The sequence below is a fragment of the uncultured Veillonella sp. genome, assembly GCF_963524655.1.
GTDB lineage: Bacteria > Bacillota > Negativicutes > Veillonellales > Veillonellaceae > Veillonella.
The window spans coordinates 23,158-37,852 of sequence record NZ_CAURHA010000001.1; the positions used below are offsets into that span (position 1 = coordinate 23,158).

11 protein-coding genes are annotated in these 14,695 nt (G+C 40.5%); all 11 read left to right on the forward strand.

Annotated elements, in window-relative coordinates; all coding sequences use genetic code 11:
* The first annotated feature begins 92 nt into the window (after nt 1-92).
* A complete protein-coding gene (locus RYM16_RS00090) occupies nt 93-5,177 on the forward strand; it encodes a TonB-dependent receptor domain-containing protein (RefSeq protein WP_314981605.1) in 5,085 nt (1,694 codons plus the stop codon).
* Nucleotides 5,178-5,212: 35 nt separating this feature from the next.
* Nucleotides 5,213-5,830 carry a MotA/TolQ/ExbB proton channel family protein gene (locus RYM16_RS00095; protein ID WP_265138623.1) on the forward strand — a complete coding sequence of 206 codons (618 nt, stop codon included), beginning with the start codon at nt 5,213-5,215 and terminating at the stop codon, nt 5,828-5,830.
* 2 nt (nt 5,831-5,832) lie between these two features.
* Nucleotides 5,833-6,240 (forward strand): biopolymer transporter ExbD, encoded by a 408-nt coding sequence (locus RYM16_RS00100; protein WP_314981607.1) that lies wholly within the window; start codon nt 5,833-5,835, stop codon nt 6,238-6,240.
* 2 nt (nt 6,241-6,242) lie between these two features.
* The gene (locus RYM16_RS00105; RefSeq protein WP_314981609.1) at nt 6,243-7,037 is read left to right on the forward strand and encodes an energy transducer TonB; all 795 of its coding nucleotides are present in this window, start codon (nt 6,243-6,245) and stop codon (nt 7,035-7,037) included.
* Between the two features lie 62 nt (nt 7,038-7,099).
* The gene (locus tag RYM16_RS00110) at nt 7,100-7,618 is read left to right on the forward strand and encodes a flavodoxin family protein (RefSeq protein ID WP_314981611.1); all 519 of its coding nucleotides are present in this window, start codon (nt 7,100-7,102) and stop codon (nt 7,616-7,618) included.
* A gap of 19 nt (nt 7,619-7,637) precedes the next feature.
* A complete protein-coding gene (gene hutW / locus RYM16_RS00115; protein ID WP_314981613.1) occupies nt 7,638-9,278 on the forward strand; it encodes a heme anaerobic degradation radical SAM methyltransferase ChuW/HutW in 1,641 nt (546 codons plus the stop codon).
* A 284-nt stretch (nt 9,279-9,562) separates the two neighbouring features.
* A complete protein-coding gene (locus RYM16_RS00120; RefSeq protein ID WP_314981615.1) occupies nt 9,563-10,579 on the forward strand; it encodes a carbohydrate kinase family protein in 1,017 nt (338 codons plus the stop codon).
* Between the two features lie 10 nt (nt 10,580-10,589).
* Complete coding sequence (locus RYM16_RS00125) at nt 10,590-11,951, forward strand: potassium transporter TrkG (protein ID WP_314981617.1); 1,362 nt, start codon at nt 10,590-10,592, stop codon at nt 11,949-11,951.
* Nucleotides 11,952-11,984: 33 nt separating this feature from the next.
* Nucleotides 11,985-12,635 (forward strand): TrkA family potassium uptake protein, encoded by a 651-nt coding sequence (locus RYM16_RS00130; protein ID WP_314981619.1) that lies wholly within the window; start codon nt 11,985-11,987, stop codon nt 12,633-12,635.
* A 113-nt stretch (nt 12,636-12,748) separates the two neighbouring features.
* Nucleotides 12,749-13,555 carry a DUF4116 domain-containing protein gene (locus RYM16_RS00135; protein WP_314981621.1) on the forward strand — a complete coding sequence of 269 codons (807 nt, stop codon included), beginning with the start codon at nt 12,749-12,751 and terminating at the stop codon, nt 13,553-13,555.
* Nucleotides 13,556-13,567: 12 nt separating this feature from the next.
* Nucleotides 13,568-14,668 (forward strand): AAA family ATPase, encoded by a 1,101-nt coding sequence (locus tag RYM16_RS00140; RefSeq protein ID WP_314981623.1) that lies wholly within the window; start codon nt 13,568-13,570, stop codon nt 14,666-14,668.
* Nucleotides 14,669-14,695: the final 27 nt, after the last annotated feature.

The window sequence follows — 14,695 nt, forward strand, 5'->3', positions numbered from 1 at the left end:
TCAATGTCATTATATGTTGCTGAAGTGTATCTTTTTTCTTTTTGTGTGGGAGATACAAAACTTATGGTTAGTTAGAATTTGAGGAGGGCACAATGAACAGGTGGGGACATACAAAGCGCAACATCATTCTGTCTAGTGCAGTTGCCTTATGGCTTAGCGCACCTCTCGTAGTTTGGGCGGATAATGCGACTGTCACGACAGATGTGGTTCATGTTAAAGGAACATGGGCTGAAGAAGCAGCAAAATTAGACTCACAGCAAGTGCAAATCATTACCAAGAAAGAGATTGAAAAGAAACAGGCGAAGTCCGTCGAAGACATTATATTTACTCAAACAGGTGTATCTAGAACTGTTGATGCTATGGGCCGTGTTGGTGTATCTATCCGCGGTGCAGAAGCGCGTCACACATTGATCCTTGTAGATGGTCAACCTGTACTAGGTGATTTTGATAAGTACTCTGGTGCAGCAGACGAAGTCCAACGGCTAGGTACAGAAAACGTTGAACGTATAGAGGTTATTCAAGGTGCTGCCAGTGCTAAATACGGCTCTGATGCTGTAGGTGGTGTAGTTAATATCATCACTAAAAAGGCACAAAAGAAACCATCTTTGCAATTAAATGCAGAAGGTATGCGTCGCAAGAGCGATGGCGATGCGTTCCCATTCCAAAACTTCTTCATTCGTGCCGACTCTGGTCAAATGGGGAAATTGAAGATCGGTTTATCTGGTAGTAAACGTGATCTTATGCCTGTATTGGCATCTGTTAGCCGCCGTGCATCTGGTATGGCTTATGACTATGCAAAACATAATTTTAAGCCCAATGTACTTCGCCACTATGGTGATGCGGCCGATATCGGTCTTGTAGCAACTTATGATGCAAACGATAAAAATAAATTTGAAATGCGTCTCAACCGTTATACAGAAGATCTAGTGCGTGATGTTAAACACTCTGACTCCGACTTAGAGCCTCAACAACACTTTAAACGTACTGCGGATCGTAATACGGCAAACTTACAATGGTCTTCTCGAGCTGGTAAAAGCGACTGGACTGTTGAAACTAACTACTCCCGCATCAAAGAAAATGACGTAGCCCTCATTAGTTATACAGGTCGTTCTGCTTATGAAGGCTCCAATGAGTTGCGCTATATCGATAATATCGATCACCGTCAATTAGACATTCGAGCTAATGCGAATACACAGCTTAATAAAAATCACTTGCTTAGCTACGGTGTAAGCTATGCTCGTGAAGAAGGCTCTGGTAGCCGATTGAAGAGCTCTCCTAATACAAGCACAATGTACATCGATCCATGGGAATACGATAAGAGCTTGCTAGTGGATAAACTCGATCGTCTTGTAAGACGTAAAGGTGATAACAGTATTAAGGTATATTCTCACATCCACGACTACAAATTCATCAATTCCGGTGGTGGCATGCCGCAATGGGATATGGATTATGAATACTATGGTGCCGAAACAGATGCTCAAAAACCAGGTATTACATACGATGACTATATAAATTATGGTTTATCTGAAAGTCGATTAAGTGATTGGTCTAGCACATCCCCTAATAATCAACCTGTAACGGATGAGTTTAAAGCTCGTTATAAAGCTTTAGAAGATCGTTTAAAAGCAGAAAATCCTGTATTATCTGCTACACGTGCCAATATCGTAGGTGACTACTTTAAATATGGCGAGTCTAACGATCCAGAAATGCGTAAAAAAGCGCCTAAGTTAAATGGTAAAGCCTTCTTAGAAGAGTACCGTAATCGAGACCAACGATTGACTACTGGTAGCGGTTCAATCCGCAAGTTAAACGCTTATATTTCTGATACATGGCAAGTAAATAAAAACTTAACATTATCTCCAATTCTTCGCTTTGATAACAGTAGCTTGTTTGGTTCTAATTTATCTGCTTCCTTAGGTATGACCTATAACGTAAATGGTAATACACACCGTAGATTTAAAGCCAATGTAGGTACTGGTTATACAGAGCCTGGTATGGGTGAATTGTGGTATAACTGGGAAATGTACGCTTCTAACCCTGTAGGGATTGGTGTAGCGAAACTCGGTTGGTACTGGGCTGGTAATCCTAATTTGAAACCTGAAAAATCTGTCAACTTTGATATGAGCTTGGAAGGTGAAAATAAAAATACTTATGCGCGCGTAGGCGTATTCCACAACCGCATCAAGAACTATATGTCTGTATACTTCACAGGGGACTTCATGGACTTTGCACCATACCTCAAAGGCGATGCGAAGTACCAACGGGCACCAGATATGATTTACAGCTTTAAAAATATTGGTAAAGCAGAAATCACAGGTGTTCAAGCGGAAGTACAACAAAAGTTCGGCAAATATTGGTCTGGTAAGTTAGGGTATACATACTTGCATGCCATCAACAAGAGTGATCCAAGTATGCCTCGTCAATTGCTTGATAAACCAATGCACAAAGTTGACATCGGTATTACTTATGACAATCCTAAATCCGGTTGGAATGGCTCCATTTGGGGTGATTATTATATCAATATGCTTGATAGTAATACCCTTAACAATGGCGGTAACTACTGGCCAGATATCTTGTCCGGTGATGCAGGCGTTTACAATAAGCAAACCTATGAAAAGAAAACATTTGGCATTTGGAACGTAATGGTTCAAAAACGATTCAATAAAAATGCCATGATGTACTTTGGTATCAACAATATCTTTAACCATCGCGATGATGACCGTGCTACACAAGAACGGGTATACCGCATGGGCGTTAACCTTAAATTCGGCGGTGGAGATGGTACCAAAACGACGGCTATTGGCAAGACGAAAGATGGTGCAAAGGCTAGTGTAGCAGGTGCCAATGTAACGGGCGCTAATGGCGAAGTTACAAATGCTGAATCCGGTGTACAAAACGTAGCTGATGTAGTTCGTTTAACTGACTTTATTCGTTCTGATTTTGATACCACAAAAGAGCGTGGTGTTACATTAGTTGGCGACTACAGAGCGCGCTGGATGGCACATGATGGTTCTAATAGACCGCAATCTCCATTTAGAGCGAACTCCGCTATTGGTTCTGCGAAAGCGAATATGTACGATGCTAATCGTCATAGCTTTGAACAACGATTGCGCCTAGGCTTCGATGCTCGCCTTAATGAGTTTACAAATCTCAAGGTTATCGGTAGCGCAACTGGTATGAGTGGTGTTGATACAAGCTGGACTCGATCCGATTCTAAAGGCTTTAACCATCAACGAATCGACACAGTTGATCTCACAAGACGGGTTAAGAAATGGGACGTATCAGTAGGTCGCTTAACAGAACCTATGGGTGCTAGTGGCTACTGGTTTGGTCAGTCTTATGACGGTGTTCGTGCCGTTTGGAACGGTCATGACTCTCAAGTTCGTATCGGCGTTGGTACTTTCAAACATAGTACAGGTATCACTGATTCTGCCTATACTCACGCAGTACATGAAGTTATCTACAGACCGCCAACAGCGGCTGAGTTAATTGGTATTAATCGCGATGAGTTCCCATACGATATTGAAAGTGCTACTAAAACCGGTTCTGATGGTGAGAAAAAATCTAGTGAAGATACAGCTGCACCAGATAGCCCTAATGGTATTTATGATTCTACTTATAAAGGTAAGACAGATAGCATCTACTTCTATCAACAACTGAAAGAATTGCAAGCTGAATATGAAGCTTATAAAGAATCCTTGGATTTAAGATGGAGTAATCCAAATCGCGATCAAGAGCTTGAAAAGGCAAATGCTAAGCTTGTGGAAACACAACAAAAACAAGCTCAAGTGATGAGCCGCTTACAAGATATTCTTGCTAAGGCATACCCTACAGATATGGCTGAGAAGAAATTCTCCCTCGATATTCCATCTGGTGGTTATGCAATGTATGAAATCACTAATAAGAATACAGGGGAAAAACTCTATAAGACCGGGGACATTATGTATAATGTGAACTCTTCTTTATACCCTGAATACTTAAAAGAAAAGGCTAAAGGTCTTATCGTATCTGCTGATAATAAAGATGCTTTAGTAAATCCTAAAGCCTATGTTGAAAAACATGGTGACGAGATCAATCAATCCGTAGCAGAAATTGCTAAATATAATGCTACAGATAACTGGAGCAACTATAACAATAGTGAGCTTGATGTGGTTTGGGTTAAACAGCCAGATGGTACGTTCAAACAATCGTATGATTACTATGGACAACCAGCTAGTGATTATGAGTTCACTGGTTACTTAGGCGCTAAAACGTATAAATACGATAGTGGTAGCTATGTATTTAGCGATTTTGATGCTAAAGATGCGATTTACAAAAAGAACTTTACAATGTCCTCCAATGATTGGGGTGAAGGTAGTTCTTACTATGGTTGGGGCATGCCAAATGCATTGTTCAACTATATGTATAATCTTGAAAAGGTTGTACATGATGCAGAGTCTGAAAACAAATTACCACGTGAAGCGATTGGTAAGATCATTGGCAACTTGATTCAAACAGAAGGGGTAGTTCTTGAAAAAGATACTGTACCAGCTATTGATAAAGCCGCCTTTGTTCAATACAAGAAACAAATAGGCTCTCGTCTTGGTTTACAAGCGTGGTATTTTAGCTCCTTTGGCGGTAAAACGCATACATACCTAAATGCAAATGGCAACGGTAATGATGAACATAGCTTCTCCAATGTAGCTCATGTATTTGGTATCGGCGCTAAATATCAATTAGGTGCTAATGCATCTGTTACAGTTGATTACGGCCAAAACCGCTCCAACTTAGGTCGTTATTTAAATGGTAACACTGTATACCAACATGAACGTGGCACAGCAGACTTTGCTCTTAAAGGTCACGAAATGGGTGGTACACCACACTTCTGGATGGCTCGTCTAGATATTGGCCGTGCTGATCTAGATATTCCAAAATCTTGGAATGCGTTCATCGATTACAAACACTTTGAACATGGCTCCTTCTTCGGTGGCAATGGTACTGGCGCGGTACCGGATCGTTATCTTGACGGTATTCGCAGCTTTACATTTGGTGCTGGCTATGTACCTCGCAAGGATTTACTCCTTGAGGCATTCTACACGTTCGATGCGAAGGGTACTAATAAACGAGATACTTTATATGGTAGTGAAAGCTTTAAGTTAGGCGATTATACAAGAATTCAAGGGACCTACAGGTTCTAATGTTCAGTCTGTAAACAGGCAGAAAGGTTACTAATATGGAAAACTTAAATTATGTCATTCACTTGTTTCATAGCGGCGGGTATGTAATGTATCCATTATTACTCTTGTCTTTCATGGTTATCGCTATCGCTGCAGAACGAGCTTTCTACTATCGCAAATATGCCGGTAAAACTTTCGTTGTTACCCATGCAGTCAATGAACTAGCAAAATTACAAAATTGGGCAGAAATTGATAAAGTAATCAAAGAAAATCCATCTATTGCGAGCCGTATTGCAGAAGCAGGTTTAAATAATGCTTCTAGCGAGGAAGCTATGAAAACAGCCTTTGCTGACCAAATGGGTGTAGATGCAGTAGGATTCCGTAAATATATGGACTACCTCAGTGCAACAGTAACAATCTCCCCATTGTTAGGTTTGCTTGGTACTGTAACAGGTATGATTGGTTCTTTCAGTATCCTCGACTCCGGTGCGGGCGCATCCGCTATCACTGGTGGTGTTGGTGAAGCCCTCATCGCTACAGCATCTGGTTTGTGCGTAGCCATCATGGCCTTTATTGTATATACAGTGTTTAGTCATCGTTTGGATTCTATCATTAACCAAATTGAAAATATGTGTGTTAGCATTGTTAGCGCTAAACGAGAAGGGTGGAAATAATTATGAACTTGCAAAGCTTTCGTATGAAAACTAAGCCGGAATTCATGATCATTCCAATGATTGATATCATCTTCTTCTTGTTGGTATTCTTCATGATGAACAGCTTACAAACAGTGGCTCAAAAAGCATTATCTGTACAATTACCACAAGCTACTAGCGCATCTGTACCGGCTCAATTGCCTGTTGTATTTACACTTGATGCGGAAGGGCATATTACAATTGATAACAATCCAATGAGTATTGATCAAGCAGAAGCTATGATTAAACAGCGGATTCAAGAAAATCCTAACGCTAGTGTTATCTTACAAGCCGACAAACGTGCAGCTCATGGTCAAGTGGTAGCGATTATGGATATGCTAAAACAATCTGGTGTTAAACGCTTGGCTATTGCAGCTGAACAGAAAGGATAACTATGGGACTAGGCATATCATGGAAAAAAGCAGCCATTATATCCGCCGTAGTTCATCTAGTTGCTCTATTTATTGCAGTTATCTTTTTCGTAGTGGTTCCAGCGATTCAAGAAATGGAAACCTATGAAATCGACCTCACGCAAAGTGTTCTCGATGATGGCGGCAGTGGTCATGCCGGCGGTGGTGGCGGTAATAGGTCAGACCTATTCCCTAAACCATTATCGGCTGATGAAGTGGCGGCAAGAACAAAGGCTGTTGTAGCGAATATAGATCCATCTCCTGCAACAGATATTCCTGATGCAGTAGATGTAGCCAAAAAAGGTGGCGAACATAAAGGTAATACCTCTGGTGATAATTCCGCAGGTGGTTCCGGCCCCGGACATGGTGGCGGCTCTGGCGGTGGAAACGGTACAGGTGATGGCACTGGCACTGGTGATGGTCAAGGTCAGGGGAATGGTAACGGTAATGGCAATGGTAATGGTGATGGTCATGGTACAGTGAAAGCTGCCTTTGATACGGAGGGATTCCGTGCAAGAGTGCAAGACAATGCACAAATGCCTTCCATGGCTTTAAAAAGAAAATTACAAGGCGATGTGACTGTACAAGTAACACTTGATACAAATGGTAATCTTATTGGAAAAAGTATCGTATCTTCTACAAATGAAATATTCAATGATGCGGCAATATCTGCCGTAGTGGCCGCAACACCATATAGAAATCCAACAGGCGAAGATATCGATATCAACGTACCAGTTGAGTTTAGAGGTCACGAATCCTCTGATGATGAGGAAGAATAAAAGTATCTATGTAATAAATCTATTTTAGTAATATACTCATCCAAGAATTAAAGGAGCTAATTATGAAATCCATTATTTTATATTCTTCCCTAACGGGAAATACAAAAAGCGTAGCAGAAGCAATGGCTTCCGTAATGCCTGAAGGTACACCTTGCGTTCCTGTAAAGGAAGCGCCAGAGAATTTAGCTGATTATGACACAGTTTTCGTAGGTTTCTGGGTAGACCGTGGTACAGCAAATAAAGAGGCTGCAAAATTGATTGAAACTTTGAAGAATCCTAACATCGTATTCTTTGCTACATTAGGTATGTATGCAGATTCTGAACACGCTCGTGAAAGTATTGAAAAAGCATCTGAATTACTACAAAATAAAGAGTCCCTTGTAGATGGATTCGTATGCCAAGGTAAAATTGATCCGAAAGTCATCGAAATGATGTATAAAATGTTCCCACCTGGATCTGCTCATGGTCAAAGCCCTGAACGCGATGCCTTACATAAAGCGGCTGAAACGCATCCAGATGAACAAGACTTTACAAATGCAAAAGAATTTACGAAATCTGTACTTGCAAAGTTGCAAGCCTAAACTGAAAGGGGATTGGAGTATGAGTTTAGCAAGTTTCTTTGAATCCATTCCGGAGAAACAACGCAATCTACAATTAGGTTTAGAATGCGATAATCCGATGAGTGGTGCATTCCCTCATAAACGGGTTGTTCATGCAGGGCTAAATGGTATCTTAGTTTCGCCAAAGGAAACACAAGCCGTTTGGGATACCTTAATGAATGGCACACCTAAAAAGGGGGAAATGCAATGTGCCTATATTCACATTCCGTTTTGTAAGACTAAATGCACATATTGTGGCTTCTTCCAAAATGGTACGAGTCAAAGTGTAGAGGACCAATATATTGATGGTCTTGTTAGCGAGTTAAAACTAGCTAGTGAGCGTCCAAGATTAAAAGATGGGTTAATTCATGCCGTATTTATCGGTGGTGGTACACCAACATCGTTATCTCCATCAAACTCGGAACGATTGTTGAAAGCAATTAAAGAATATTTGCCACTAGCTAACGATTACGAACTGACCTTAGAAGGCCGTATTCACGATTTGATTCCTGAAAATCTCGATGTGTGGATGGCAAACGGCGTAAACCGCATGTCTATCGGTGTACAATCTTTCAACACAGAAGTTCGTCAAATGGTAGGACGTCTAGATACGAAAGAAACCGTATTAGAACGGTTGGCTGCGTTGAAAGCCTATGGTCAATGCTCTGTTGTTATCGACTTAATCTATGGTTTGCCTGGTCAAACTATGGAAGTTTGGGAACAAGATTTAGCTGATTTAGTAAGCTCTGGCGTAGATGGTGCTGACCTATATCAATTGAACGTATTTGATGGTAGTGATCTTAATAAAGATATTGCAAAAGGTAAGGTGCCAGCTGCTGCGACTACAGCAATGCAAGGGGATATGTTCAAATTCGGTCGTAAGTACCTTGATGAGCGTTCCTATCGCCGATTGAGTGCTGCTCACTGGAGTGCTAATAATCGTGAACGTAGCTTGTATAATATCTTGGCTAAAGCGGGCGTGCCTATGTTCCCATTTGGTAGCGGTGCCGGTGGTAATGTGGATGGGTACGGCATGATGTTACATCGTGCATTAAAGCCATACGAAGATATGGTTAGCCGCGGTGAAAAACCATTTATGGCTCTTATGAAACAAAGTGAGTTACAACCCGTCGTAAATCAAGTGGTAAGCCAACTTGAACAAGGGTTCCTCAATATTATGAGTTTGGTAACACTAGATCCAAGACTAGAAGAATTAAACTGGCTCTATAAATTATGGGAAGAACGTGGTCTTGTAGCTTACAATGGGTTACTTTATAAATTGACTGCAGCTGGTGAATTCTGGACGGTAAATCTTACACAAAGTACCTTGGAGGCTGTGGAGTATATCATGACTGGTAAAAACTCCTTCGCTATGGAAGCGGTGGCCGCCCAAGATACGAAAACAACGTCTAAAGATAATCCTAACCAAGAGGTACGTGGTATTGGTCAAGGTAAAGCTAATATTTCCGTACCAACAGATGAAGATTCCGAAGCACAACGCAAGGAAGCCCTTATAGCTAAGGCAAAAGCAGAAATTGCGAAAAGCGGTGCATCTGGTGAGTCAGCAGAGCGAATGGTACAGGCTATGTACAATTTGAGTGCTGATGAAATTGAATATATGATGGAACGTATGATGTCTTGACCTGTTATATTACACCTTATATCTAACAACCTTTCTCACACACAACATATACTAAACAAGACAAACTACGTGACATACAGTACACTTTGTACTACAAAGTAGCCCCAGACCATGGTCTGGGGTTTACTTTTTATACAACGAATTGTATTCTGTAATTAAAAGAATTCAAAAGACACATAATATATGAAGGTTAGATTGTATAGAACGAGTCCACTATAATTGGATAAGAGTAACTATAGTTATCGTATTGATTATGGTGACAGTTAAAGGGTTAGGCGGTTAGTATGAGTACATTTCCTCAAAAATATATAGATATTGTTGGCATAGGTGCCAGTACATTAGATCGATTTATCGTCGTCGATCATTATCCTACAGGCCGTGAGGTACAACAAGTCATATCGTCTACTACAGATGGTGGTGGGCCAGTGGCTACAGCACTAGCGGTGGCAGGAAAATATGGTGCCCGTACTGCTATGATTGATAGCATTGGTGATGACATGGTAGGTCGTCACATATTAGATGACTTTGAAAAATACAATGTTAATACAGAGGCAGTTCAAGTTGAAAGCGGTGCTAACAGTGGAGTGGCAACAATCCTCGTAAAACAGAGTACTGGTGAGCGTGCTGTATTTTTTGAAGGGTCTACTGCAACTGAGCCTGAGTTTTTAGATACCCATAAGCAGCTGATAGAATCTGCCCATATTTTGCATATCAATGGTCGACATCGCCAACTCATGCGATCTGCTATGGCCGTTGCAAAAGAGGGAGGCACTATTATTTCTTTAGATGGTGGTGCTCAGCGCTACGATGAAGACATGAAGCCTATTACAGAAGCCAGTCATATCGTTATCGTAGCTCGAGACTATGCTGAAAAATATACGGGCACAACTAATCTAGAAGATGCTTGTCGTATCATTCATGAACGAGGCGCATGTATTGCTGGAGTTACCGATGGCGCTAATGGCAGTTATTTTGTATGGCCTGATGGAACATCTTATCGATGTGAAGCATTTACTCAAGCTACCGTAGTAGATACAACGGGGGCTGGGGATAGCTTCCATGGGGCTTTTTTAGCTAATTTAGTACATACAATTAATCATATGAAGGGGCAAGACGCAACTTCGACGACTAAGCATGACAGTGCATCTATACATGCTGTAGAGTTGCTCAAAGCTTGTGCGCATTCCGATTTAGAGAAGGCCGCTATTTTTGCATCTGCGGTAGCTTCTTTAAATACACAAGGCATAGGCGGGCGCAGTCCACTACCAACGTTAAAGTCAGTGCAGGAACTAATAGGATAGGACTACAGTTATGTGGCAAAATACTTCAAAAAATCAAGTTCAACAATATATGCAACAAAATCCTTATCGCCTATTAGCCCTTAGCTTTTTGGCTGCCATGACCATAGGGACGATATTACTCATGTTGCCCATATCAAATGCTCAAAGCCATAGTACAACGCTTGTAGATGCAGCTTTTACCGCAGTATCTTGTGTTTCTGTAACAGGATTGGCAACAGTAGATACCTATCATCATTGGTCCTTGTTTGGCAAAATCGTTATGGTAATCCTTATTCAATTAGGTGGTTTAGGGATTGTTTCTTTTACCACTATTATTGCTCTAGTCTTAGGGCGACGGGTAGGTCTGAAAAATCGCGTGCTTTTGTCAGAAGATGTAGGGCAAGATGGCATGAAAGGGCTTCTACACATTACGAAGAAGCTAACCATTTATACATTTTGTGTCGAAATTATTGGTGGTATTATCTATACTATTCAGCTATATCCCTATATTGGTGATGCTGCTTTATATACGGGGATTATGCAATCTATTTCCACCTTTTGTAATGCAGGATTTATATTCTTTGATAATGATCTACCTTATGCTATGGTGGGTGATGTATTATTTAATATGAATACAATGGCCCTTATTGTAATAGGTGGGTTTGGTTATCTTGCCACTTTTGATATTTGGTCGCATCGCAAGCTACGACGATTTGTAGATTTAAAACTACATACAAAAATAATGTTAGTTGGCACAACGGCTCTCATCCTTTTAGGGACTATTATTTTCTTGGGGGTTGAGTGGGCGAATCCCAAAACGTTTGGCCCTTTACCTATATGGAACAAGGTCATGGCATCTCTGTTTCAATCGATTACACCTCGTACAGCGGGGATTGCAACTGTAGATTATAATGATTTACATCCAATTACCCTGTTTATTACCATCATTTTTATGTTTATTGGGGCAGGTCCTAACTCTACAGGGGGCGGTGTTAAAATTAGTACCATTGCCGTCGCTTTTCTAGCATCGCGTACATTATTTAATAACCGTCCTGATACAGAAGTTTTTGAACGTCGTATTTCGTTGGTTACTGTACTTAAGGCAAATGGGATAATCTTTTTATCTATCCTTCTTGTTTTACTTGCTACTTGCTATTTGGCTTGGGATGAACCGTATGACTTTATTCGACTGCTTTTTGAGGTAACCTCTGCCTTTGGGACCGTAGGTCTTACAACGGGTATTACACCTGATTTATCTGAAAGTAGTAAATGGGTATTAATGTTAGTTATGTTTACGGGTCGTGTAGGGGTTATGACTGTAATTGGTACTTGGGCGCTAAGAACGGCACCGACTAAACCAATTAGCTATGCAGAAGAGCGTGTATTGTTATAAAACAGATTAGATTGAATATAAAAGGGGTCATATATGAAACATAAAACGATAGCAGTAATAGGTCTTGGTCAATTTGGTGGCACTGTTGCCAAGATGTTAGCTTCCATGGAGCATGAGGTATTAGGTGTAGATATTGATCCAGAAGTTGTACAGAAAATTTCGCCATTTATAACACATGCTATAGTTGCAGATACAACCGATGAAGAGGCAATTAAAGAATTGGCCCTAAGCCAGTTTGATATGGTTATTGTGGCTATAGGTGGAAATCTTCAAGCTAATTTAATGACAGCTATGATTCTTAAAGAATTAGATGCACCTAAAATTGTGGCTAAGGCTGAAAATAATATACAAGGCAAAATGCTTCATAAAATAGGTGTAGATCAAGTGATTTACCCTGAATACGATATGGCATTACGCCTCGTACAGTTTTTAACTAGAGACCATGTGATGGATTATTTACAACTATCTAAAAACATTAGTCTCATAGAAATTAAGATGCCAACATTCTTGGTGGGATCTAACTTAAAGGATTCTAATTTGCGTGAGAAATATAATCTTAATGCAGTAGGCATAAGACGCGGTGAAGATTTAGAAGTTCCACCAAACCCAAGTACTATTCTCGGTGAAGATGATAAATTATTAGTCATTGGGAATAATTCTGATTTAGATGCATTAACGATGTAGTGAGTATACGAAAGAAATATAACTATATCGAAAAATTGTGATATAATTAGAGTTGAATTCAGTATAGGTCATACGTATTCGTATGACCTTTTTACATAGAAAAGAAGGTTATTATGACAGAGGAACAATATATAACAGCGCTGACCAATAACCCACATGGGATTCGGAATATTCCAAATCCAACGGAAGCGATGCAGCTTACCTGTGTCGCTCAAAATGGTATGTTGCTTCAATATATCAAAGACCCTACTCAAAAGGTTATTGAAACGGCGCTTTCACAAGCACCACGAGCCATACAGTTCGTAGAAAACCCTACAGAAGAATTGTTAAGTGCCTTAGTTGAAAAGGATTGGGCTATTTTAGAATATATAGACAATCCGTCTGACTCGTTAATTCGAAGTGCATTAGCGCAATCTGGTTGGGCCATTCGCTATATAACAAATCCGTCAGAAGAGTTGCAATTAGAAGCGGTAAAGGCAAATTACGATGCGCTACAATATATTAAGGAACCTAGCGAAGTAGTTCAATTACAAGCTGTACAGGAAAATTATTTAGCCTTGCGCTATATTAATGAGCCAAGCGTAGCCGTGCTAGAAGCAGCCGTGAAGCAAGATCCTCAGGCGATGCGTCAAATTACAAATCTTTCAAAGGAATTGGCGTTACACCTATTTAAAGTGAGTGCACCTATCTTAGGCTACATCCCTAATACATTAGGTGTTACGGTGGATGAAATTAAGGCTATCATCGTAGAAGCTATTTCTAGCGATAATATTGATGCGGATTATGTTTGTGAATTGATCAACAATAAAGCTATCGGTGGACGCCAATCTAAATGGCCTATCGATCTATTGTCACTCATTGATGCATACGGCACTAGAGCAGTAAAGAAAATCGCAGTAGGCGAATATTTGAAGTATTAGAACGGAGATACAATGAACTTTATAGATACAATGGCGAGCGTTGAATTAGTGCTTGCCGCAAATCAAGTACCATTGCTCGTCGGTGAAACGGGCATCGGTAAAACATCTCTCGCAGCGCGCGTAGCAGATGTACATGATTGGGAACTCGTTACTATCGACGGTAACCTTTTAAAAGAAGGTGAAATCGGCGGTTTACCTACGGTGGAAACTGTGACGCACACAGATGGTCATGGCCGCACTCGTGAAGTGAAAACTACGGTATATGCTGTGCATCATACGTTAGAACATGTGGCACAAGCCGTAGATAAAGGCCGCCAAGTATTGCTGTTTATTGACGAAATTAACCGTGCGGAACATGCGGTACAACAAGAGTTGATGAACCTTATCTTGAATCGCGAAATTAATGGTTTCTCCTTAAGCGATCAAGTGCGCATTATTGCGGCCATGAATCCTGAGGATTCTTTTGACTATCAAACTATCGATATGGACCCAGCACAACAAAACCGTTTTGTATGGCTCTATATGAATGCGGATTACATGCAATGGATCGACTGGGCTATCGGCGCAGGCATTGAAGAAAAGGTTATCGAATTCATTTCTTCTTATCCTGAATATTTAAATCAACGCCACGAAGACGATATTGATGCTACACCTCGTTCCTTCGAACGCGTGTCTGGTCTATATACGATTTATAAAAAACAAGAGGGTTCAGCTTATAGTCGTGACGTATTTATGAATGTGATTCGTGGTAACGTTGGTAAACTCATTGCAGAGGCTTTTGTAAGCTTTATCGAGTCTGATCAAGAACCGCTAATTACCTTTGATGATGTATTAGGGGCGGTTCAAAAACCAGGTGCTATTATGTCTATGGCTGAACAGGTTAAAGGTGAAAGCCCAACTCGTCTATATGTAGCGGCTAAAAATATGTTACATCGTTTAAATCGCAATAGTAATGCAGAAGAAATTCATCATTTCATTGAATTCCTTACATTGTACCCAGGTGATTTGCGCGTAGCGGTTATGAAAGATTTACGCAATACCTATGAACGCGTATACGCCTATGCCATTGAAGATGACTTGTTCGTCGATACCTTCTTTGAAGCACAAAAATAATTTTAAATAAAATCTGATGTTTAACGA